Origin of the sequence: Nocardioides sp. CCNWLW239 (genome assembly GCF_037137035.1) — a bacterium.
Lineage (GTDB): Bacteria > Actinomycetota > Actinomycetes > Propionibacteriales > Nocardioidaceae > Nocardioides.
This window is the reverse complement of record NZ_JBBBNW010000003.1, coordinates 140,564-163,269: the sequence shown is the minus strand read 5'-3', so window position 1 is coordinate 163,269 and position 22,706 is coordinate 140,564. Positions and strand designations below refer to the sequence as shown.

The 22,706-nt window shown below is 70.6% G+C and carries 19 protein-coding genes and 1 pseudogene; 12 read left to right on the top strand and 8 right to left on the bottom strand.

Going from position 1 to position 22,706, the window contains the following annotated elements; all coding sequences use genetic code 11:
- Window positions 1-22 precede the first annotated feature (22 nt).
- The 4 genes from WBG06_RS12580 to speB are packed head-to-tail and all read right to left on the bottom strand — an operon-like array spanning window position 23 to window position 5,511.
- Window positions 23-1,411: an NAD-dependent succinate-semialdehyde dehydrogenase gene (locus WBG06_RS12580; RefSeq protein WP_336737108.1), complete on the bottom strand. Its 1,389-nt coding sequence runs from the start codon at window positions 1,409-1,411 to the stop codon at window positions 23-25.
- Window positions 1,408-2,901, bottom strand: a complete 1,494-nt coding sequence (locus WBG06_RS12575; RefSeq protein WP_336737107.1) for a sodium:solute symporter — start codon at window positions 2,899-2,901, stop codon at window positions 1,408-1,410. The genes WBG06_RS12580 and WBG06_RS12575 overlap by 4 nt, the downstream gene beginning before the upstream one ends.
- Before the next feature lie 40 nt (window positions 2,902-2,941).
- Complete coding sequence (locus tag WBG06_RS12570) at window positions 2,942-4,564, bottom strand: thiamine pyrophosphate-binding protein (protein WP_336738051.1); 1,623 nt, start codon at window positions 4,562-4,564, stop codon at window positions 2,942-2,944.
- Entirely contained in the window at window positions 4,564-5,511 is a 948-nt protein-coding gene (gene speB / locus WBG06_RS12565) for an agmatinase (RefSeq protein ID WP_336737106.1), read from the bottom strand. The genes WBG06_RS12570 and speB overlap by 1 nt, the downstream gene beginning before the upstream one ends.
- A 193-nt stretch (window positions 5,512-5,704) precedes the next feature.
- On the opposite strand from speB, the gene WBG06_RS12560 reads away from it, so the two are divergent.
- Window positions 5,705-6,634: an Lrp/AsnC family transcriptional regulator gene (locus WBG06_RS12560; RefSeq protein WP_336737105.1), complete on the top strand. Its 930-nt coding sequence runs from the start codon at window positions 5,705-5,707 to the stop codon at window positions 6,632-6,634.
- A 10-nt stretch (window positions 6,635-6,644) separates the two neighbouring features.
- On the opposite strand, the gene WBG06_RS12555 is transcribed toward WBG06_RS12560, so the two are convergent.
- A complete protein-coding gene (locus WBG06_RS12555) occupies window positions 6,645-7,523 on the bottom strand; it encodes a MurR/RpiR family transcriptional regulator (RefSeq protein WP_336737104.1) in 879 nt (292 codons plus the stop codon).
- A gap of 153 nt (window positions 7,524-7,676) precedes the next feature.
- On the opposite strand from WBG06_RS12555, the gene WBG06_RS12550 reads away from it, so the two are divergent.
- From WBG06_RS12550 to WBG06_RS12520, 7 genes are read left to right on the top strand one after another with little or no spacing between them, the layout of a single operon-like run.
- Window positions 7,677-9,230, top strand: coding sequence for an ABC transporter substrate-binding protein (locus WBG06_RS12550; RefSeq protein ID WP_336737102.1), 1,554 nt, complete (start codon window positions 7,677-7,679; stop codon window positions 9,228-9,230).
- A complete protein-coding gene (locus WBG06_RS12545) occupies window positions 9,209-10,225 on the top strand; it encodes an ABC transporter permease (protein WP_336737101.1) in 1,017 nt (338 codons plus the stop codon). The genes WBG06_RS12550 and WBG06_RS12545 overlap by 22 nt, the downstream gene beginning before the upstream one ends.
- Window positions 10,222-11,106, top strand: coding sequence for an ABC transporter permease (locus tag WBG06_RS12540; RefSeq protein ID WP_336737100.1), 885 nt, complete (start codon window positions 10,222-10,224; stop codon window positions 11,104-11,106). Before WBG06_RS12545 ends, WBG06_RS12540 begins: the two co-directional genes overlap by 4 nt.
- 47 nt (window positions 11,107-11,153) lie before the next feature.
- Window positions 11,154-12,050 carry an N-acetylmuramic acid 6-phosphate etherase gene (murQ, locus tag WBG06_RS12535; RefSeq protein WP_336737098.1) on the top strand — a complete coding sequence of 299 codons (897 nt, stop codon included), beginning with the start codon at window positions 11,154-11,156 and terminating at the stop codon, window positions 12,048-12,050.
- On the top strand, window positions 12,050-13,213 hold the full coding sequence (locus tag WBG06_RS12530; RefSeq protein WP_336737097.1) for an anhydro-N-acetylmuramic acid kinase: 1,164 nt from the start codon (window positions 12,050-12,052) through the stop codon (window positions 13,211-13,213). The genes murQ and WBG06_RS12530 overlap by 1 nt, the downstream gene beginning before the upstream one ends.
- The gene (locus WBG06_RS12525) at window positions 13,210-14,346 is read left to right on the top strand and encodes a serine hydrolase domain-containing protein (RefSeq protein WP_336737096.1); all 1,137 of its coding nucleotides are present in this window, start codon (window positions 13,210-13,212) and stop codon (window positions 14,344-14,346) included. Before WBG06_RS12530 ends, WBG06_RS12525 begins: the two co-directional genes overlap by 4 nt.
- Entirely contained in the window at window positions 14,343-15,959 is a 1,617-nt protein-coding gene (locus WBG06_RS12520; protein ID WP_336737095.1) for an ABC transporter ATP-binding protein, read from the top strand. Before WBG06_RS12525 ends, WBG06_RS12520 begins: the two co-directional genes overlap by 4 nt.
- 84 nt (window positions 15,960-16,043) lie before the next feature.
- On the opposite strand, the gene WBG06_RS12515 is transcribed toward WBG06_RS12520, so the two are convergent.
- Both WBG06_RS12515 and WBG06_RS12510 read right to left on the bottom strand, forming a co-directional pair.
- Window positions 16,044-16,403, bottom strand: a complete 360-nt coding sequence (locus WBG06_RS12515; RefSeq protein ID WP_336737093.1) for a YciI family protein — start codon at window positions 16,401-16,403, stop codon at window positions 16,044-16,046.
- A 97-nt stretch (window positions 16,404-16,500) separates the two neighbouring features.
- Window positions 16,501-17,391, bottom strand: coding sequence for a sulfite exporter TauE/SafE family protein (locus WBG06_RS12510; protein ID WP_336737092.1), 891 nt, complete (start codon window positions 17,389-17,391; stop codon window positions 16,501-16,503).
- A 254-nt stretch (window positions 17,392-17,645) separates the two neighbouring features.
- Here WBG06_RS12510 and WBG06_RS12505 point away from each other — a divergent pair, with 254 nt between their 5' ends.
- Together WBG06_RS12505 and WBG06_RS12500 are read left to right on the top strand one after the other, a co-directional pair.
- Window positions 17,646-17,978 carry a DUF1048 domain-containing protein gene (locus WBG06_RS12505; RefSeq protein ID WP_336737091.1) on the top strand — a complete coding sequence of 111 codons (333 nt, stop codon included), beginning with the start codon at window positions 17,646-17,648 and terminating at the stop codon, window positions 17,976-17,978.
- A 236-nt stretch (window positions 17,979-18,214) separates the two neighbouring features.
- The gene (locus WBG06_RS12500) at window positions 18,215-19,033 is read left to right on the top strand and encodes a bile acid:sodium symporter family protein (protein ID WP_336738050.1); all 819 of its coding nucleotides are present in this window, start codon (window positions 18,215-18,217) and stop codon (window positions 19,031-19,033) included.
- Between the two features lie 210 nt (window positions 19,034-19,243).
- On the opposite strand, the pseudogene WBG06_RS12495 reads toward WBG06_RS12500, so the two are convergent.
- A pseudogene (locus WBG06_RS12495) lies at window positions 19,244-20,458 on the bottom strand (MFS transporter); the annotation flags it as partial.
- Between the two features lie 225 nt (window positions 20,459-20,683).
- On the opposite strand from WBG06_RS12495, the gene WBG06_RS12490 reads away from it, so the two are divergent.
- Both WBG06_RS12490 and WBG06_RS12485 read left to right on the top strand, forming a co-directional pair.
- Complete coding sequence (locus WBG06_RS12490; RefSeq protein WP_336737090.1) at window positions 20,684-21,706, top strand: ABC transporter ATP-binding protein; 1,023 nt, start codon at window positions 20,684-20,686, stop codon at window positions 21,704-21,706.
- Window positions 21,703-22,704 carry an ABC transporter ATP-binding protein gene (locus tag WBG06_RS12485; protein ID WP_336737089.1) on the top strand — a complete coding sequence of 334 codons (1,002 nt, stop codon included), beginning with the start codon at window positions 21,703-21,705 and terminating at the stop codon, window positions 22,702-22,704. The genes WBG06_RS12490 and WBG06_RS12485 overlap by 4 nt, the downstream gene beginning before the upstream one ends.
- Window positions 22,705-22,706 lie beyond the last annotated feature (2 nt).

The following is a 22,706-nucleotide window of genomic DNA, read 5'->3' as shown; positions in this document are numbered from 1 at the left end:
GATGCGAGGTTCGACTCGACGCTCAGGCGGTGACCGTCCGGATCAGCTTCTTGTTGACGAACTCGTCCATCCCGAGCCGGCCGAGCTCGCGCCCGAAGCCGGAGCGCTTGATGCCGCCGAAGGGCAGCTCCGCACCCTCTGCGCCGACACCGTTGACGAAGACCATCCCCGCCTCGATCCGATCCGCCACCCGGGCGGCCTGGTCGGGGTCGGTGGTGAAGACGTACGAACCGAGGCCGTACGGAGTGTCGTTGGCGATCCGGACCGCGTCGTCCTCGTCAGCGGCGCAGAAGACCATCGCGACCGGGCCGAACAGCTCCTGGCGGGCCAGATCGCTCTCCGCGTCGAGACCCGTGAGGACAGCTGCCGGGAAGTACGCACCAGACCGGTCGCGGGCGCAGGCGAGCTCGGCTCCCTGTGCGACGGCGGCGTCGACCTGCCGGGCAAGACCTTCGGCGGCGACGACAGAGGCCAGCGGCGCACCGGTGTCCTCGGCCAGCAGCCGCTCGGTGAACCTCGCGACGAAGTCGTCGTAGAGGTCCTGGACGACCACGAAACGCTTCGCGGCGTTGCATGCCTGGCCGGTGTTCTCCAGCCTGGCTGCCACCGCCGCGGAGACGGTGGCCTCCATGTCGTCGGTGGACAGCAGGATGAACGGGTCTGACCCACCGAGCTCGAGGACGACCTTCTTGAGATGACGTCCGGCCACCTCGGCCACGGCGGCGCCGGCCCGCTCGGAACCGGTCAACGAGACCCCCGCCACCCGTGGATCGGCGATGACCTCGGCGATCTGCTCGTTGGTGGCGAAGAGGTTGACGTACGCGCCCTCGGGGAACCCGGCGTCGACGAAGATCTGCGCCAGCGCCACGGCCGAGGCGGGGCACTGCGGCGCGTGCTTGAGCACGATGGTGTTGCCGGTGGCCAGGTTGGGCGCCGCGAAGCGGGCCACCTGGTAGAAGGGGAAGTTCCACGGCATGATGCCCAGCAGCACGCCGACCGGCGACCGGCGGACGACCGCGGTGCCGGCGCCTGAAGTCACCTCCAGGACCTCGTCGGCCAGGAACTGCTCGGCATGGTCGGCGTAGTAGGTGTAGATGTCGACGCAGAAGTCGATCTCGCCCTCCGCCTCGGACAACGGCTTGCCCATCTCCTGTCGGATGATCGCAGCGAGCTCGTCGCGACGCTCGGCGTGCAGCTCGGCCACCCGTCGTAGCAGGCCTGCCCGGTCGGCGACCGAGGTCGTTCGTCCCCAGCCGGTCGCCGCGGCATCGGCCGCCTCGACGGCGGCGTCGACCTCGGCGTCCGTCGCGGTCGGGTAGGTGGCGAGGAGCTCGCCGGTGGCCGGGTCGGTCACCGCGTACATCGCCTCCGTCGCCATGGCAGCGATGTCGGTGTCGGGGTTGCTGGTCATCGGGACTCCTCCGCGGTCAGAGCAGGGCTGTCGCCGGACGCGTCCGCCGGCTCCTCGCCGGCGAGGCGGCTGGTCCACTCCCGCATCACCGCAGGGTCGGTCGGACGGGTGAGCAGGCTGACCACGACGTACGCCACGGCGCTGACGACGAGGCCCACGTAGATCGGCTCGTTGGCGAGGACGTCGCCGACGATCGCCATCGTCGACAGCGTGGCGATGGTGCCGGTGACCATCGCCGCCACCGCACCCGCGCCGGTCCCTCGGCGCCACACGAAGCCGCCCAGGATCGGCACCAGCAGACCCCCGACGAGGATGTCGTAGGCGATCGTCAGCCCCGAGACGACGTCGTTGAGGAGGGACGCGAGGACGACCACGACGAGGCCGATCACGACGACGTAGATCCGGTTGGCGCGCACGTCGTGCTCGGGGTTCTCCGACTCGTTCGTGACGTCCGCCGGAGCGCGCCCGAGCAACCGGGCGAACAGCGGCTGCACATCCGCGCGGGCCACCGTCGCCGTCGCGATCAGCGCGCCCGAGGCGGTCGACATCATCGCGGCCACCGCCGCGGCGAGCACGAGACCGCTGATGCCGACCGGAAGGATCGACTCGGCGATGGTGGCGTAGGCGTCGTCGCGGTTGTCGACGGTCATGAAGGTGGAGGCAGCGGCGCCGATCAGTGCGCCGGCCACGCCGTAGAGCAGGCAGTAGATGCCGGCCGCGGTGCCGCCCCAGCGGGCGACCTGGGCCGAGCGGGCGGTGAAGACCCGCTGCCAGATGTCCTGTCCGATCAGCATGCCGAGCGTGTAGATCACGAAGTAGGTGATGATCGTGCCGGTGCCGATCGTGCCGAGGTCGAAGACCGAGTCCGCGGCGCGCGCCTTGATCCCGTCAAGACCCCCGGCGTGGTTCCACGTGAAGGGCAGGAGCAGGAAGAAGACACCGATGGTCTTCAGGACGAACTGCACCATGTCGGTCAGGGTGATCGACCACATCCCGCCGATGCTGGAGTAGATCACCACGATGACCCCGCCGATCAGGATGGAGACGACGCGGTCGGTGCCGAAGAGGACGTTGAACACGGTCGCGTACGCCATCGTCGAGGTGACGGTGAGCATCAGCGTGTAGGCCATCATGATCACGCCGGAGGCGGCGGTCGCTCCGACGCCGTAGCGCAGCGCCAGCATCTGGGCGACGGTGAAGATCCGCAGCCGCTGGATCCGGCCGGCGAAGAGCAGGCTCAGTGCCAGGACGCCGAACGCGATCGACGCGACCAGCCACGCGCCGGAGATGCCGTACTCGTAGCCGAGCGCGACCCCGCCGACGGTCGAGGCACCTCCCAGAACGACCGCGGCCATGGTGCCGGTGTAGAGCAGCGGACCCAGGCGGCGGCCGGCGACGAGGAAGTCGGAGCTGTCCTTGGTCCGGCTCTTGCCCCACCAGCCGAAGGCGACCATGGCGGCGAGATAGATGACGATGATGATGAGATCCATGAGGGCTCCCGGTGAGGTGGGCTCGGTCAGGTCGGTGCGGTCAGGTGGCGGAGAACATGCGGAGGGTCGTCGGCAGGACGACCATCGCTGGTCCGCTGGTGGCGAAGGTGCCGGCAACGACGTCGCCGACGGTCTCGGGGGTCGCGGCGTGCACGGGGATGCCGAACGCCTCGGCGAGGCGGACGAAGTCCGGACGGGCGAGCTCGGTCGCGGTGGCTTCCCCGAACGCGCCGGTCATGTACTCGCGCAGGATCCCGTAGCCGCCGTCGTCGATCACCAGCCAGGTGAGATCGGCGTCGTGCTGGCGGGCGGTGGCGAGCTCGGCGATGGAATACATCGCGCCACCGTCGCCGGTGACCGCGAAGGTGCGCCGCCCGGTCCCCACCGCGGCGCCGACCGCCGCAGGAAAGCCCAGCCCGAGACCGCCGGACGCCTGCGCCGTGTGGAAGCCGCCGCTGCGCGGGTCCCAGGCCGACCACGCCCAGTACGCCGCGATGGTCATGTCCCAGAAGGTCTCGGTGTCGTCCGGCACGGCCGCCCGAAGGTCGGCGAGCAGACGCTGCTCGGCCGCGAGGTCCTGGCTGTCGAGCCTGGTCTGGACCCGGGCGCGCAGCTCCGCGGCCACGCTCGCGCCGGACCGCCTCGCACCCGGCCGCGCACCGGCCTCGGGAAGTGCCGCGGTGACGTCGGCCAGCGCAGCAGCGGCGTCGGCATGCACGCCGAGCACGTCGTGGTTGGAGCCGAGCACCCTCGCTTCGGCGTCGACCTGGATCACCCGGCCGCGCGGGGCGAAGGTGCCGTAGTTGCTGGTCACCTCACCGAACGAGGTGCCGAGGGCGAGCAGGACGTCGGCGTCCTCGAGCAGGTCGGTGGTGAACCGGTCCTCGATCCACGCGCCCGCACTCAGCGGGTGCGCGAGCGGGATCGCTCCGTTGCCACCGGCGGTCGAGACCACCGGGGCGTCGAGGGTCTCGGCGAGGGCGACCAGCGCCTCCGGCGCGCCCGCGGAGCGACGTACGCCGCCCCCGGCGAGGATCACCGGACGCTCGGCCCCGGCCAGCAGCCGAGCGGCCTCGGCAGCGACGTCCGGCCGAGGCCGGCGCGGTGCGGACACCTCCGCGTCCAGCCCGGTCACCGGCGGGACCGCGACCTCCTCGAGGAGCACGTCCTGCGGGATCTCGACCCAGACCGGTCCGGCCGGTGCCTCCTGAGCGGTGGCCCACGCATCGGCGAGGACACCCGGGATCGCGGCCGCGTCCCGGACCACCGCGGTGGACTTGGTGACGTTGCGGGCGCTGGCCTGCTGGTCGTCGAGCTGGTGCAGATAGCCCTTGCGCGCACCGCCGAGCCCGTCGCGCGGGATCTGGCTGGTGATCATCAGGACCGGGACGCACGCGGCGTACGCCTCCTGGAGGGCGCCCAGCGCGGTGAGTGCCCCCGGTCCGGTGGAGCAGAACACCACACCGACCTGACCGGTCGCACGGGCGTAGCCGTCGGCGGCGAAGACGGAGTTGTTCTCGACCCGGGAGGAGACGAAGCTCAGGTCGCTGCGCCGGATCGCGTCGAAGAGACCGAGCGCGTGCTGCCCGGGGATGCCGAAGACATGGGTCGCGCCGAGCGCGGTCAGGCTCTCGACGGTGACGTCGCCGCCGTTGCGCTTCATCACGCCTGACCTCCGTGCCGCATCGCGAGCAGCGAGACCAGATCGTAGGCCACGTGCGAGGCCGCGACGCCGGTCAGCTCGGCATGGTCGTACGCCGGGGCGACCTCGACCACGTCGGCCCCGATCAGGTTGAGACCGGCGAAGCCGCGCAGGATCTCCAGCAGCTCCCGGGAGGTGAGCCCACCGGCCTCGGGGGTGCCGGTGCCGGGCGCGTGCGCCGGGTCGAGCACGTCGATGTCGACCGAGACGTAGACCGGCCGGTTGCCGACCCGCTGCCTGATCTTGTCCACCACCTCGTCGACGCCCTGACGGAAGACGTCGGAGGAGGTGACGATCCCGAAGCCGAAGCGACGGTCGTCCTCGAGGTCCTTCTTGCCGTAGAGCGGTCCACGGGTGCCGACATGGCACAGCGCCTCGGTGTCGAGGATGCCCTCCTCGACCGCTCGCCGGAACGGGGTGCCGTGGGTGTATTCGGCACCGAAGTAGGTGTCCCAGGTGTCGAGGTGGGCGTCGAAGTGCACCAGCGCGACCGGGCCGTGCCGTTCGGCGGCAGCCCGCAGCAGCGGGAGCGCGATGGTGTGGTCGCCACCGATCGTGACCAGCCGGGTCCCGCCCGCGGTGAGGTCGAGCGCCGAGGCCTGGACCGTCTCGAGCGCCTCGTTGATGTTGAACGGGTTGGCCGCGATGTCACCCGCGTCGACGACCTGGGCCGCGGCGAACGGGGAGACGTCCAGCGCCGGGTTGTAGGGACGCAGCAGGCGCGAGGACTCCCGCACGTGGGACGGGCCGAAGCGGGCGCCCGGCCGGTAGGAGACGCCGGTATCGAACGGGACCCCGACGACCGCGATGTCGGCGTGCTCCACCTGATCGAGGCGGGGCAGGCGCGCGAACGTCGCGAAGCCGGCGTAGCGCGGGTTCTTGGAGGCGTCGACAGGGCCGACCGGCATGAGATGTCTCCTACGTAGAGGTTGATTGAGATCCGCGTCACTCTAAAGTCGCCGGGAGTCAACCCGCAATCACTTCGTTCTTTACTCGCCGGGCAGAAGTGTCGATATGCCGACGGATACCGATACATCCGTCACAATCACATCAGCAGACCATTTCCACCGCTCGATATGACACCGGAGACGTACCCAAAAAATGTCGAACGAAATCGCGCCCGGAGTGCTCGACGACACCGATGAGGCGATCATCACGCTCCTCGAGGAGGACGGCCGGCTCACCCACCGCGAGATCGCCGCGCGAGTCGACCTCTCCCGCTCGGCGGCCGCCACCCGGGTCCAACGCCTCCTGACCGAGGGGCACATCGACATCCGGGGCGTCGTCCACCCGGCCGTCCTCGGCCACGATGTCCTCGCGCACATCTCGGTCGGCATCACCGGCTCCGCGACCCGGGTCGCGGACGCCCTCGCGGCCCGCGAGGACACGACACTGGTCTCGATGACCAGCGGCTCCCACGCCCTGGTCGTGGAGCTGCGTGCGAGCGACATCGTCGAGATCGACGATGCCCTTGCCGAGGTGCGGGCGATCGAGGGCATCCTGACCACGGAGACGTTGCTCTACACCGAGGTGATCCGCGATGTCGCCGCCCCGGTCGGCGCCGCACCCGCCGCCGGATCGCTGGACGAGACCGACTACGCGCTGCTGCGGGCGCTGCAGTCGAACGGCCGTGCCTCGTTCGTCGACCTCGCCGCCAGCGTCGGCCTCTCCCCCGCCGGGACGCGGCGCCGTGTGGTCCGGCTGCTCGCCGGCAACGTCGTCCGGGTCGGCGCGGTCGTACGCCACTCCGGCCGGGAGCGGCGCACCGCGACCGGCATCGGCCTCCGTCTCGACGGTGCCGCCCACCGCGCGGTCGCCGCACAGCTCGCCGGTCTCCCGTCGCTCACCTTCCTCGCCCGGACGCTGGGGCGCTACGACGCCCTGCTCACGGTCAACACCGCCACCTCCGGTGGCCTGGTCGAGGTGCTCGACCGCATCCGCGACCTCGACGGAGTCCGCGAGGCCGAGACCTGGAGCCACCTCCGCTTCGTCAAGGAGACGTACGCCTCCCTCCACCTGGGCGGAGCCTGAGGCGGGGCGATCAGCCTCGGGGTGGGCGGATGCGCCGGGCGGCGACCGCGTCCAGGGTCGCGCCGAGCGCGGCCGTGACGTTCTCGGGGTTCTCGTGGGCGACGCCGAGGAAGATCGCGTCGACGATGACGAGCTGGGCCATCCGGCTGGACATCGCGCCGTAACGGAACCGGGTCTCGCGGGAGACGGTGGTGAGGGTGGCGTCGGCGAGGTCGGCCAGCGGTGAGTCGGGGAAGTTGGTGACCGCGACAGTGAACGCACCCCGGCCGGCAGCGGTGTGCAGCGCGGAGATCGCCTCCTCGGTCTCACCGGAGTGGGAGAACGCGATGGCCACGGCGTCGGTCGGGAGCACGGCGGCACTGGTGAGGGCGAGGTGGGCGTCGGCCCAGGCGTTGACCTGGTAGCCGATCCGCCGCAGCTTCTGCTGGAGATCCTGAGCGGCCAGGCCGCTGGAGGCCGACCCGTACGCATCCACGACCGAGGCCGCTGTGATGGCGGCGACGACCCGGTCGAGCTCATCGATGTCGAGCCGTTCGGCGGTCTCCTCGACGGCTCGCGCCTCCTGGTAGGCGAGCTTGCGAACGACGTCTCGGGTCGTGTCGGCCGGGTCGATGTCTCCCTCGGAGACGCCGAACTCGATCCGGCGACCGGTCTCGTTCGCACCGGCCCGCGCCAGGGCCAGCCGGAAGGCCGAGTAGCCGGAGAACCCGAGGCTGCGGCACAGCCTGGTGACGGTGGCGGTCGAGGTCTCGTGACGGCCGGCGAGCTCGGTGATGGTCAGCCCCGCGCTCGCCCCCGGGTCCACCAGGGCGGCCTCCGCCAAGCGGCGTTCGCTCGGCCGCAGCCCGGGCAGGGCCTGCCGCAGGCGTACCAGGATGTCTTCGCTCATCGTCTCCTCGATCGGCTCGACCGTAACAACCTGTCAATAATTGACCGCCCACGAGTCACATCGGAAACATTTTGTCATAGAGTCGAGAGATCCGCGGGCGACGCCACTGCTGGCACGAGCCCGATCTCGTGGCCCCACCCCCTAGGAGGATCCGTGAGCACGCAGCGACGACACGGACATCGCACCCACGCAACGGTCGCCACCGCCCTGGCCGCAGGTCTGCTCACCGCCGGCCTCGCCGGTTGTGGCAGCGGCGGCGGCGAGTCGACCGGCGACGCCAACGGCACCCTGGTCTTCGGGATCTCCGCCGACCCGGCGCAGATGGTCCCCTGGACCGCCACCTCGACCCAGTCGATCCAGGTCCTGTCCCAGATCTACAGCCCGCTGCTCAACACCGACGCCGAGGGGGTCCCGGAGGCCGGCATCGCCGAGCTGCCGGAGGTCTCGGAGGACGGGAAGACCTACACCTTCACCCTCCAGGACGGCGTGACCTTCGCGGACGGCTCCGACCTCGACTCCGCCGACGTGAAATACACCTACGAGAAGATCATCGACCCCGCCTCCAGCGCGAGCTCGGCGTCCTACTTCGCCTCCGTGGCCGGCATCGAGGCGCCGGACCCGCAGACGGTCGTGGTGACCCTGAAGCAGCCCGATGCCTCCTTCGTCTCCGGCCTGACCGGCGTGAACACCGCGATCGTGCCCTCCGACGTCGACGCGAAGAGCCTGGAGACCGAGCCCGTCGGGTCGGGGCCCTACCAGTTCAAGAGCCGTACGCCGAACGAGTCGATCACGCTCACCCGCAACGCCGACTACTACGCCGGCAAGCCCGGCGCGGCGACGGTCGAGTTCCGGGTCATCCCCGACGAGCAGTCGATGGTGTCGTCGCTGAAGACCGGCGCGGTGGACGTGGCGATCTTCGACAACCCGGTGACCGCGAAGACGGCGACGTCCGGCCAGACCACGAGCATGACCGTCGACTCGCTCTCCTACCACGTCCTGCAGCTGCGGGCGACCTCTCCGACGCTGAAGGACCCCAACGCCCGGCTCGCCATCCAGTGCGCCATCTCGCGTCAGGACGTGATCGACTCCGCGGCGCTGGGTTCCGGCAAGCCGACCGGCCCGATCACCTCGCCGGAATACCGGTCGGACCCCGAGGCCCAGCCGTGCCCCGAGCAGGACCTCGACAAGGCCAAGGACTACCTGGCCAAGGCGGGCAAGCCGAACGGGTTCACGCTGAACCTGATGACCTCCCAGGGCCTCTACTCCACGGCGGTGGACGAGGCGCAGAACATCCAGGCGCAGCTCGGGAAGGTCGGCATCGAGGTCGAGGTCGAGGCGCTCGACTCCAACGCCTACGTCGAGCGCTGGCTCGCGGCCGACTTCGACGCGGCGATCGCCATGAACGGCGGCAGCTCGGACCCGAACACGATGTACGGCCGCTACTTCACCACGTCCGGGAGCTTCAACAAGGTCGCCGGCTACAGCTCCCCGGAGCTCGACAAGCTCTTCGCCGAGGGCATCGCCACCACCGACGCCGCCGCCCGCAAGCCGATCTACGACCAGATCTCCCAGAACCTGGTCGACCAGGCGGCCTGGGTGTGGCTGTTCACCCCGGAGATGTACGTGGTCTCCAACAAGTCCGTGAAGGGCCTGGAGGAGCGTACCGACGCCTCGATCGCGACGCTGTGGAAGGCGTCGGTCTCCTGAGTGCCGCAGCGAGCCTGGGCCACCGGGTCGGCGCCGTCGGGCGTCACCCGGTGGCGCGGCGTGTCGGCGAGGCGGCGGTCACGCTGCTGGGGGTCTCGATCCTCACCTTCGTGCTGCTGCGGGTGGTGCCGGGCGACCAGATCACCGCGGCGTACGGGACGGCAGCGGGTGATCTCACCCCCGAGCAGGTGGAGGCCCTGGAGGCCTACTACGGGATCAACGAACCGGTCCTGTCGCAATACCTCGGCTGGCTCGGTGGCGTCCTCACCGGCAACCTCGGCGTCTCGGCGACCTCGCACCTGAGCGTGCTGTCGATGACCGCGCAGTCGTTGCCGAACACCATCGAGCTGGCCGTCTTCGCGATCCTGATCGGCCTGGCCCTCGGTGTCCCCGGCGGGATGCTGGCGGCCAGCCGCCCCGGGCGTGCACGCGACCAGATCAGCCAGCTGACCAGCCTGATCGCGCTCTCGGTGCCCTCGTTCCTGCTCGCCGCCGCGGTCTCGAGCTGGCTGGTGAACACGATCGGCTGGTATCCCAACGGGGAGGGCTACCGCACCCTGCTGGAGGACCCGCTCCTCAACCTGCAGCAGATGCTGCTGCCCGCGCTCGTCCTCGGGATCAGCATCGCTCCGCCGATCCTGCAGACCACGCGCGCCGCGATCCTCACCGTCCGTTCGGAGGACTACGTCCGGACCGCGCGCGCCAAGGGCGTGACCGGCCGCCGACTGCAGGTGCGGCACATCCTCCGCAACGCGCTGATCCCGGTGGTGACGATGAGCGGCCTCCAGTTCGGCTTCCTGCTCGGCGGGGCGCTGGTGGTCGAGCAGATCTTCGCGATCCCCGGCATCGGGCGCCAGGTGCTGCTGGGGCTGGAGCAGAAGGAGTACGCCGTGGTGCAGTCGACGGTGCTGGTGATCGCGGCGATGTTCGTCCTGGTCAACCTCCTCACCGACGTCGTCTACCGTCTGGTCGACCCGAGGGTGCGCGTGCAATGAGTGCTGCTGCGGACATGCACGAGGTGCCCGAGGTCCCCACGACCCGGGCCTCCGGCCGCTGGGTGAAGGCCTTTCGTACGCCGGGAGGGATTGTCGGCCTGATCCTGATGGCGATCGTGACCACCCTCGCCCTCCTCGCCGCGTTCGGGGTCGGGCAGGATCCGGCGACCCAGGAGGTCTCGGATGCCCTTCAGGGACCCAGTGCGAGCCATTGGCTCGGCACCGACCAGTTCGGTCGCGACATCTTCGCCCGGGTCTGCTCCGGCCTGGCCAACTCGCTGCGGGTCGCCGTCGTCTCGGTGACACTGGCGGCGGTCGGCGGCGTGCTGCTCGGGATCCTGGCCGGCTACTACCAAGGCGTGCTCGACCGCGTGGTCGGCGTGATCACCAACGTACTGTTCGCCTTCCCGTCGCTGCTGCTCGCTCTCGCCCTGGCCGCCACGCTGCGCCGCAGCTGGCTGACGGTGGCGATCGCGATCGCGGTCGTCTACCTGCCGATCTTCGCGCGGGTCGCCCGCGGGCCGGTCCTGACGCTGCGCCACGCCGAGTACGTGCTCGCCGCGACCGCCGTCGGCCGCAGTCGGCTCTCCACCCTCTTCGAGCACGTGCTCCCCAACATCACCGGCATCCTGGTGGTGCAGGTCACCCTGTCCCTGTCCTGGGCGATCCTCACCGAGGCAGCGCTCAGCTTCCTCGGATTCGGCACCCCGCCGCCGGCAGCGTCGCTCGGCGGCATGGTCTACGCGGCGCAGACGCTGACCAGCGTCGCGCCGTGGATGCTCTACGCCCCCGGAGCCGCGCTGATCCTGGCCGTGGTCGGGCTGAACCTGCTCGGCGACGGACTCCGGGCCGCGCTCGACCCGCGAGGAGGCAACCAGTGAAGGCAGAGGCCGTGGGACCAGAGCCCGTGCCACCAGAGGACGGATCGATGCTCGACGCGCTCGGCACCGAGGCATCGAGCACCCCGGGCGGACCCGAGATCGACCAGCTCTCGGTCGCCGACCTGATCGCGAGGATGAACGAGCGCGACGCGACGATCGCGACCTGCGTACGCTCCGCCCTGCCGGCGATCGCAGCCGCCGTCTCGGCGGCGACCGATCGGATGCGGGACGGCGGCCGGCTGATCTACGTGGGCGCCGGCACCTCGGGGCGACTCGGCGTCCTCGACGCCTCGGAGGTCCCGCCCACCTTCGGGGTCGACGGCGTGGTCGTCGGCATCATCGCCGGCGGTCCGGACGCGCTCCGCGACGCGGCCGAAGGGGCCGAGGACGACGCCGAGGCCGGTGCCGCCGACCTGGCCGTGATCGACGTCGGGCCGCTCGACACCGTCGTCGGGATCGCTTCCAGCGGACGTACGCCCTACGTTCTCGGCGCCCTCGAGCACGCTGCCGAGCGCGGCGCGCTCACCATCGGGGTGGCCTGCAACCAGGGCACGCCGCTCGGCCGCGCGGCGATGCACGGGATCGAGGTGCCGGTCGGTCCCGAGATCGTCTCCGGTTCGACCCGGCTCGGCGCCGGGACAGCCACGAAGATGGTGCTCAACATGATCTCCACCGCGACCATGGTGCAGCTCGGGAAGACGTACGGGTCGCTGATGGTCGACATGAGAGCCAGCAACGCCAAGCTGCGGCACCGCGCGGTCCGGATCGTCACCGAGGCCACCGGCGCCGACGACGCGGCTGCGGTCGAAGCCCTCGACGCATCCGGCTGGCACGCCAAGCCGGCGATCGCGACGATCCTCACCGGCCTCTCCCCCGCCGAGGCGTCACAGGCCCTCGAGCGGGCCGGCGGCCGACTGCGGACCGTCATCGAGGAGCGTGGCTGATGCGTGTGCTCGGGATGATCTCCGGGACCTCCCACGACGGGATCGACGTCGCGATCGTCGACTTCGCCGCCGACGGCGACGTGCTCCGCGCGCGGATCGTCCACCACTCCTCCGTGCCCTATCCGGAGGACCTGCGCGAACGGCTCATCGCGGCGATGCCGCCGGCACCGGTCGGCTTCGACGTGGTCTGCGAGCTCGACACCCGGATCGGGCAGGCGTTCGCCGCCGCCGCGACCCGGGCCGTCGAGGAGGCCGGCCCGGTCGACGTGGTCTGCACCCACGGGCAGACCACCTTCCACTGGGTCGAGGACAACCGCGCGCTCGGGACTCTTCAGATCGGGCAGCCCGCCTGGATCGCCGAGGCGACCGGTGCGACGGTCGTCTCGGACGTACGCTCCGCCGACGTCGCCGCCGGCGGACACGGCGCGCCGCTGGTGCCGCTGCTGGACGTCCGGATGCTGGCGCCGGTCGTCGACGACGGCGCTGTCGCCGCCGCGCTCAACCTCGGCGGCATCGCCAACATGACCGTGTGCCGGCGCGGCGCCGACCCGGTCGCGTGGGACATCGGGCCGGCCAACGCCCTGATCGACGCAGTGGTCACCGACGCCCCCGGAGCGGCGACCTTCGACCGCGACGGCGAGCTCGCGGCCGCGGGCGTCGCGGACCCGGCGCTGCTGACCGCGCTGCTCGACTCTCCCTACTTCGGGCAGCCGGCCCCGAAGAGCACCGGCAAGGAGCTGTTCAACCTCGACTACGTCCGGGCGGCGCTCGGACGCACCGGCACGGAGCCCTCGCTGCCCGACCTGGTCGCGACCCTCACCGAGCTCAGCGCGGTCTCCGTGTCCGAGGCGGTCGCCGCAGCCGGGGTCGAGGTGCTGGTGGCCTCGGGTGGCGGCGTACGGAACCCGGTTCTCATGCGCCGGCTCGGCGAGCTCCTCCCGGGCGTGCGGGTCGTCACCAGCGACGACCTCGGCGTCCCGTCCGACCAGAAGGAGGCGGTCGCCTTCGCGCTCATCGGCTGGGCCAGCGTCCACGGGCTCCCCGGCAACGTGCCCAGCTGCACGGGCGCCGCCGGACCCCGCGTCCTCGGACGGCTCAGCGCGGCCGGCGCGCTCCCGGCCCCGATCAGCACCTGGCCCGAGACGCTGGTGTTCTCGCGATGACGCCCGGGCTCCCCCTCCAGACCTACGCCGACCGGCTGCTGACGCTCGGCGAGCCCGGCAGCCATCCGGCCGGCGCCGTGGTCGGGCTGCGCACACCGGCGGGGTCCGAGGTCGTCGCCTCGGGCTGGGCCCGGCTGCCCTCGGCCGGTGCTCCGGGGATGCCGATGGTCCCCGACCACATGCTCGACCTCGCCTCGGTCACCAAGCTCGCGGCGACCACGGCGATCACGATGCGGCTGGTCGCCTTCGGTGACCTGCGACTCGACGACCCGGTGCACCGGCACCTGCCCGCGTTCCGGGGCGGCGGGAAGGAGGACGCCACCGTCGAACAGCTGTTGACCCACACCGCCGGGCTGCGTCCGTGGTGGCCTCTCTACGCCGTCACCGACGGTCCGCGCAGCGAGGCGATCCGGCTCGTCCAGCAGCTGCCTCTGGCCTACCCGCCCGGCGGCGGCTGGACCTACTCCGACCTCGGCATGATCCTGCTCGGCGCGGTGATCGAGGAGGTGACCGCGCTCCGCCTCGACGAGGCGTACGAGCAGATCGTGGCCGAACCGCTGGGCCTCTCCGCCCGCTTCGGACCGATCGTGCCGGCTCGTGCCGCCACGAGCGCGGACAGCGACGGCTACGAGTACGCGATGCTCGCCATCGACGAGCCACACCCTGTCGGCATCCCGCCGGCGCGTTTCTCCCGCTGGCGCGACCGCCACCTCCAGGGCGAGGTCAACGACGGCAACACCGAGCACGCCCTCGACGGGGCCGCCGGGCACGCCGGGCTGTTCGCGGGCGTCGAGGACCTGCTGACGTACGGGGCGGCTCTGTGCGAGGACTCCTTCGTGCCGCATGAGGTCCTCGAACGCTTCCTGACGCCCCACCCGGACCATCCCGAGCAGGCGCTCGGCGGCTTCCTCGGCCGTGCCGGCGAGGTCCGCTACCTGCACCACCCAGGCTTCACCGGCACCTACCTCGCCATCGCGCCCGACACCGGTGTCGTCGTCGCCGGCGGCGCGACCCGGCTCCACGGCCCCCTCGGCCCGCTCGACCGCAACCCCACCCGGCTCCCGGACGTCGTGCCCGGCACCGAGATCATCTCGGTGCTGCTCGACGCGGCCGGCCTCCAGGAGGATCGATGACCCCCGTCCTGTCCGTACGCGGCCTGTCGGTCGGCTTCGACACCAGCCAGGGACCGGTCCAGGCCCTGGACGACATCTCCCTCGACCTCGCCGCAGGCGAGACCGTCGCCGTCGTCGGCGAGTCCGGCTCGGGCAAGTCCACGCTCGCCTCCTGCGTCAACCGGCTCCTGGCGGACAACGGCCGGATCACGGCCGGCACGATCATGCTCGGCGACCAGGACATCACCCGGGCACCCGAGTCGACCATGACCGCGATCCGTGGACGCCGCATCGGGCTGGTGCCGCAGGACCCGATGACCAACCTCAACCCCGTGATGACGGTCGGGGCGCAGATCACCGAGGCGCTGGAGGTCCACGGCCTCGCCTCCGGGCGCGCTGCCCGCGAGCGCGCCGTCGACCTGCTCGGCCAAGCCGGCATCGACCGGCCCGGCGCCCGCTTCCGCCAGTATCCGCACGAGTTCTCCGGCGGCATGCGGCAACGTGTGCTCATCGCGATGGCGCTCGCCTGTCGACCGGAGGTGCTTCTCGCCGACGAGCCGACCTCAGCGCTCGACGTCACCGTGCAGCGGCGCGTCCTCGACCAGATGACCGCGCTCGCCGCCGATCTCGGCACCGCGGTGCTGCTCATCACCCACGATCTCGCGCTGGCCGCGGAGCGCGCCGACCGGGTCATCGTCATGCATCGTGGCCGGGTCGTCGAGAGCGGTGACGCGGCCACCCTGATCGCGGCTCCCCAGCACGACTACACCCAGAGGCTGCTGGCCGCCGCGCCGGCGATGTCCGAGGTCAAGGTCAGCGCGCCGGTCACCGCATCGACCACAGGAAAGACCGAGACCCTGCTCGAGGTCACCGGCGCCGTGCGCCGCTACCGGATCCGCGGACAACGCGAGCACCTCCACGCCGTGGACGGGATCGACCTGACCATCCCGAAGGGGCGCACCGTCGCCATCGTCGGCGAGTCCGGGTCGGGCAAGTCCACCGCGGCCCGGCTCGCGCTCCGTCTCGAGCGGGCCGACGCCGGCACCGTCCGCTACCGCGGCACCGACCTGGCCGGCCTGCGCGGCAAGGATCTCCTCGCCTACCGCCGCGCCATCCAGCCGGTCTTCCAGAACCCCTACGCCTCCCTCAACCCGCGCTACACGATCGCGCAGGTCATCGACGAGCCGCTCCGCGTCCACCGCATCGGGGACGCCGCGACCCGCCGCAAGACCGTCGCCGACCTGCTCGAGCGGGTCGCCCTGCCCGCTGCGTACGCGAGCCGGCGGCCGCACGAGCTCTCCGGCGGCCAGCGCCAGCGCGTCGCGATCGCGCGTGCCCTCGCGCTCGACCCCGAGCTCGTCGTCATGGACGAGGCGGTCAGCGCCCTCGACGTCCTCGTCCAGGAGCAGATCCTCGAGCTGATGGTGACGCTCCAGCGGGAGCAGGACCTGTCCTATCTGTTCATCAGCCACGACCTCGCCGTCGTCCACCTCGTCGCCCACCACGTCTACGTCATGCAGTCGGGCAAGATCGTCGAGGACGGCGACCCTGCCACCGTCTTCACCTCGCCCCAGCATCCCTACACCCAGCAGCTCGTCGCCGCCGTCCCGCGCCCGCGTGAGCAGGCGTCATAGACCGGCCTGAGTCGTTCCGGTCGTGGTCGCCCGGAACGGCTCAGGCGGCCGGCGCGGTTGATCCCGCTCGGCTGCTCGGCTCGGCTACTCCGGCTCGGAGACTTGGCGCAGCGTGGCGACGACCTTGCACTCAGGCCAGTGGATCGCGTGCAACCGGGCGAACTCCTCCTGCCCGGCGATCGCTTCCTCCAGGCTGTCGTACCGCATCAGCGCCCACCCGCCGACGACCTCCTTGGCCTCGGCGTACGGGCCGTCGACCCGGGTGACCTCGCCCTTCTCCACCAGGAAGTTCACGGCGTCCTCGGTGCCGAAGAGGCCGCCGCCGTCCAGGAAGTGGCCAGCGGCCGCCTGCTCGCCGACGTACGCGTCCATCGCCTTGAAGAGGGCCTCCGGCGCCGGGCCGATCCCCTCCTCCATCTTCACGAAACCCATGAATCGGGGCATGGTGTGCTCCTCACTTCGGGGCCACCGCTGATCGGTGGCCGACGCATGTGCGTCGAACACCATCCTCCGTCTTCGACATCGGCTTCGACGAGAGTTTTCAGACGCCGACGGTCTCGGTCTCCGGCTCCGCCGCCACCGCGCCCTCACGACGGGCCTTGCGCAGCGCGACGAAGACGATGACCGCAGCGACGGCGAAGAGCAGGCCGTACGCGGCCACCGACTCGGCCTCGAAGCTGCGCAGGAGCGTACGTCCGTTGGTGACCAGGATGATGCTGCCGACCAGGCCGCCGAGGACCGGCAGCGAGAGGTGCTTGACGAGGTAGGCGGCGAACGGCGCGGCGATGACACCGCCGACGAGCAGGCCGCCGACGACCCGCCAGTCGAGCGCCTCCCCGGCCAGGCCGACCAGGAATCCGACGCTCGCCGAGAGCGTGGTGACGAACTCGGCGGTGGAGACCGAACCGATCACCTTGCGCGGGTGCAGGGTGCCGCTGGAGATCAGCGTGGGCGTGGTGACCGGCCCCCAGCCTCCGCCCCCGGTGGCGTCGATGAAGCCGCCGAACAGACCCAGCGGGGCGAGCAGACCGAGCCCCGGGCGGCGACCCGGGATGAAGACCGGCGGCTTCCCGAAGACGAAGCGCGCGACGATGTAGAGGCCGAGCAGGAGCAGGAGACCGGCCACCCAGGGCGTGGCGCTCTCGGTCGAGAGACCGGAGAGGACCGTCGCACCGGCGAAGGCGCCGATGCCACCGGGGATCGCGATCTTGGCCACGACCTTCCAGTCGACGTTGCCCAGCCTCCAGTGAGCCACGCCCGAGACGAACGTGGTGCCCACCTCGGCCAGGTGCACCGACGCCGAGGCGACCGCCGGCGCGACACCGGTCGCCACCAGCAGGGTGCTCGACGTGACGCCGTACGCCATGCCCAACGACCCGTCGACCGCTTGGGCCGCCAGACCGACGAGCGCGAACACGAGCAGGCGCTCCATGCGAACCTCCTGGGGATGATCGAGAATCTCGGGCTCGTTAAATAACCTGACTTACTCTACATAGTCGGGTCAAGGTCGCCGAATCGTCTTGGAGGGTGGGCGTCCGCCGCGCTCGCCGCATGAGATCTGGCGACCTGGAGGAAAACTTCTTCGGGTTCGGTGCTTGACCCTGACGCAGCGTCAGGGCTGCACGCTTCTTTCACGGCCCCGGACAAGGGGCCGACACCGAAGCACCCAACCGAAGGAGCACCGTCATGAACAACACTCTCGCCCGCCTCATCGGGGACAAGAAGGACTGGAAGCGCATGGAGGCCCGCGCCGCCGCACTCCCCGCCGACTATCGCACCGTCTACGCCGAGATGAAGAGCTACATGTGGCGGTTCACCGCCGGCGACGGCATGGACATCGTCGAGATCCTCCGCGAGGTCCTGGACCTGTTCGAGACCGAGGCCGCGGCCGGTCGCAGTGTCGTCGAGGTCACCGGGGCGGATCTGGCCGCGTTCTGCGACGCCCGGCTCCCCGACCACGACATCTACCGGGACACCCTGCGAGCCACCCTCGACAAGGTCGCCGCCAAGCTGTCGTGACGGCGGCGATGCCCACCCGCACATCCCCTGTCGCGAGCCGAGAACCGCTCACGGCAGGGGATGTGCTCGTCGCCGGCCGAATGTCCGGATAACGCTGTGACCTACCCCTTCCACGTGGTCCACTGTGACGCACGTCTCTTCTGGCTGCCCCTGGCGGCGGCCCCGCATGCTGGAGGAACACAGTGAACGACTCGGCCCTGCTCTCGGTCGGCCTCCCCATCGCGTTGGCCATCATCATGTTCGGGCTGGGACTGAGCCTGACACCGGGAGACTTCCGCCGGGTCGTACGCACCCCGCGAGCCGTCTTCGTCGCGCTCACGCTGCAGATCCTGGTGCTGCCGCTGATCGCGTTCGCGCTGGTCCTGATCGCCGACGTGGATCCGCTGATCGCGGTCGGTGTCATGCTGCTGGCCGCGTCCCCGGGTGGGACCACGGCGAACCTCTTCAGTCACCTCTTCCGCGGTGACGTCGCGCTCAACGTCACCCTGACGGCGGTCAACTCGGTGCTCGCGGCGGTCTCCATCCCGCTCATCACCAACGCGGCGATCGGCTACTTCGACGCCGGCGACACCCTGGGCCTGCAGTTCGGCAAGGTCGTGCAGGTCATCGCGATCGTGCTCGTCCCGGTCGGCATCGGGATGTTCGTGCGGGGCCGGTCCGAGACGTTCGCGGCCCGCGCGGACAAGCCGGTCCGGATCTTCTCGATCGTCGTGCTGGTGATGGTGTCGGTCGGCGCGATCCTCGGCGAGCGGGAGAACATCGCCGGCTACGTCCAGGAGATCGGGATCGTCGTCACGTTGTTCTGTGCCGCCAGCCTGTCTCTCGGCTACCTCGGCGCCCGGGTGTTCCGGCTCGGTGAGAAGCAGGCGATCGCCACCTCGATGGAGGTCGGGATCCACAACACCACCATCGCGCTCACCATCGCCCTGAGCGTCCTCGACAACACGACGGTCGCCATCCCGGCCGCCGTCTACAGCATCGTGATGTACGTCCTCGCGACCCTCTTCGGCCTCCTCATCACCCGGACGCACCTGGCTCGGACCGCCACCCCGTAACCCGCTCGCCGCGTCGGCGCGACGCGGGAACGAGTACCAGGCCCCGACCGCGCCGAGCGCGAGCAGGAAGAGGCAGACGAGCGTGAAGGCAGCGGTGACCGCGCCGACCTCACCGGCGGGTACGTTCGCAGCGAGCACCGCCTCCCCGAGCCCGGACGGCAACAGCGCGGCGAGAAGCGTGAGGGCGATGGCGAGACTCAGGACGTTGCCGGTGTTCTGCAGCATCAGCCGGGTGGCGTTGACCACGCCGAGCGCCTCCTCCGGAGCACGCTCCAGGAGGACCGTCGCGTTGGTCCCGATGAAGAGTCCCGTCGCCAGGCCGACGATGGCCAGGGTCGCCATCACCAGCCAGGTCTGCTCGAGATGGATGGCGAGCGCCACCAGGGCGACGCCACACGTACCCACCACCGATCCGCCCGACATGATCTGGTGCGCGGTCCACCGGCGGGACAGCCGACCGAGGGTCAGCGAGGCGAGGATCATCCCGACCGGCATCGGCAGAAGCATCATCCCCGCCGTGCCGGGGGCGACGCGAACGACGCTCTGGAAGTAGAGGCTGGCGAGCACGATCAGCGGGAACCGTCCGGCGCCGGTGAAGAAGCCGGCGAGAAAGAGTCGCCCGACCCGACGGATGACGACCACGTCGACCACCGGCGCGGCTGCCCGCCGTTCGACGAGCAGCAGGACCGGGACCAGCAGCACCGATCCCACGATGCCGCCGATCACCAGCGGATGGCGCCAGCCGAGGTCCGTCAGCGATGTGATCCCGAGCGTCAGCATGACCACGCCGACCATGATCACCAGGTTGCCGGGGAGGTCGAGCCCGACCGCACGCTTGTCCACCACCGGCCGCGGCAGCAGCGCGTGCCCCGCCGCCAGCGCGATCAGGCAGACCGGCACGTTGAACCAGAACACCCACTGCCATCCGACGTGGTCGACGATCAGGCCACCGAGCGTCGGCCCGACCAGGTTGGCGGTCGGGAAGGACGCCGCGTACAGACCCATGGCGCCGCCGAGAGAGGCCCGCGGGAAGGCCTGGTGGATGAGCGTGGCGCCGTTGCCGATGAGCACCGCGCCACCGATGGCGGAGACCACCCGGAGCCCGATGAGCACCTCGACGTTCGGCGCGAAGCCGGCCAGCAGGCTCGTCACCGAGAAGATCACCAAGCCGCTCAGATAGAGGCCGCGCTGTCCCCAGACATCGCTGAGGCGCCCGAAGAGGAGCAGACAGGCGGTGTTGGCGACCATGTAGGAGAGCAGCAGCCAGCTCCCCTCCGTCGAGCTCGCCTCGAACTCCCTGCTCAGTGTCGGCAGCGCCACGTTCAGCGAACTGGCGTTGAGCGCCATCACCGCGCTGACCAGGCAGACCACGATCAGCGTGGAACGCGCTGCCGCCGTCACCTCGGTGGGTTCGGACTCGCTCATTCAACCTCCTGCGCCGCACGACCCGGCGCCACGTGCGTCGTACGCCCCGGCACGACCTGCGCCGGACGGGGGCGTCCTGGAAAGAAAGTCCGATATCCGGATTGTGACCCTTGACACACCCGTTCGGCGACCCAATGATGAATCTCATCCTAGAGCGTGATTCTAGATTGAGCCACCAGCATCGGCGACCGGCACGGGTCGCGGACACGAACGGGAGGGTCAGATATGAGAGCACCAACGGGGTCCGCGAACGAGCCACTTCTGCGCATCGAGGATCTTCACGTCGAGTTTCGGACCGGGGGCGGGACGGTCGAGGCGCTCAACGCCGTCGACCTCTGGATCGACGCGGGTGAGACCGTCGCCGTGGTCGGTGAATCCGGGTCCGGCAAGAGCGTCACGGCCCTCGCCGTCCTCGGTCTGCTGGGAAATGGCCGGGTCAGCGGCGGCCGGATCACCTGGGACGGCAGGGACATCACCGGCGCGTCCAACCAGGACATGCGCACCGTCCGCGGCAAGGACATCTCGGTGATCTTCCAGGACCCGATGACCTCCCTCGATCCGCTCTACACGATCGGCCACCAGCTCGTCGAGGCCTACCGGATCCACCACGACGTCTCCAAGCGGCAGGCCCGCGAGCGCGCAGTCGAGCTGCTCGACCTCGTCGGCATCCCCGAGCCGGAGACCAAGGTCAAGGCCTATCCTCACCAGCTCTCGGGCGGGCAGCGCCAGCGGGTCATGATCGCCGGCGCGCTCGCCTGCGACCCCCGCCTGCTCATCGCCGACGAACCGACCACGGCGCTCGACGTCACCGTCGAGGCCCAGGTGCTCGCGCTGATCCGCGACCTCCAGGAACGGACCGGGGTCGGACTGATGCTGATCACTCACGACATGGGTGTGGTCGCCGAGATGGCCGACCGGGTCGTCGTCTTCTACGCCGGGCAGGTCGTCGAGACGGGCACCGCCGACGAGATCCTCGACCGGCCGCAGCATCCCTACACCCAGGCTCTGCTCGCCGCGATCCCCCGACGAGACACCCCGCGCGACCAGGAGATGCCGGCGATCCCGGGGGCGGTCCCCGCGCTCAACGAGATGCCCACCGGCTGCCGCTTCGCGACCCGCTGCACCGAGGCCGGTCCCGAGTGCGAGGAGCCCCAGCAGCTGCGCGACCTCGCCGGGCGCCAGGTCCGCTGCTGGCGCCCGGACGAGGAGCGAGGCGTGCTCGCGTCGATGGCGGAGGTGGCCCGATGATCGTTCCGGACGCTGCTCCTCTCGTCGAGGCCCAGGGGCTCGTCAAGCACTTCGGTGACAGCAAGGGGCTCTTCACTCCGCAACGGCCGCCCGTACGCGCCGTGGACGGAGTCTCGCTGACCATCAAGCGCGGTGAGACCCTCGGTCTGGTCGGCGAGTCGGGCTCCGGCAAGTCGACGCTCGGCCGGCTGATCCTGCGGCTGATCGAGCCGACCAGCGGGTCCGTCACCTTCGACGGCCAGGACATCGCGACGCTGTCCAAGGGCAGGCTGACCCAGCTGCGCAAGCGCATGCAGCTCGTCTTCCAGGACCCCTTCAGCTCCTTCAACCCGCGGATGACCATCGCCCAGGTGCTGACCGAGCCCATGGTCGTCCACCGGATGGGCGACAGGGCCAGCCGGATCCGGCGCGCGAAGGAGCTGCTCGACCTGGTCGGGCTCCCCTCCTTCGCCCTGGAGCGGTATCCCCACCAGTTCTCCGGCGGCCAGGCCCAGCGCATCGGGATCGCCCGAGCGCTCGCGACCGACCCGGATCTCATCGTGTGCGACGAAGCCGTCAGCGCTCTCGACGTCTCGGTCCAGGCACAGGTGCTCAACCTGCTCAAGGAGGTCCAGCGCGAGCTGGGGCTCTCCTACCTCTTCATCGCGCACGACCTCAACGTGGTCCGCTACATCTCCGACCGCGTCTGCGTGATGTACCTCGGCAAGCTCGCCGAGGTGGCCCACGCCGACGACATCAGCGAGCGGCCGATCCATCCCTACTCCCAGGCGCTGATGTCGTCGATCCCCTCCCCCGACGCGCACCACCAGCTGCGGACGCCGCTCGCCGGTGAGATCCCCAGCCCCCGACGACCACCCACCGGCTGCCGGTTCCACCCACGTTGCGGCCAGAGCATCGACGGCTGCGACCGCGACGAGCCGGAGCTGCTGACGATCGGCAAGAACGGGGACGCCCGCAGCGTCGCCTGCCACCTCTTCGACCCCACTTCCGCGAGGTGATC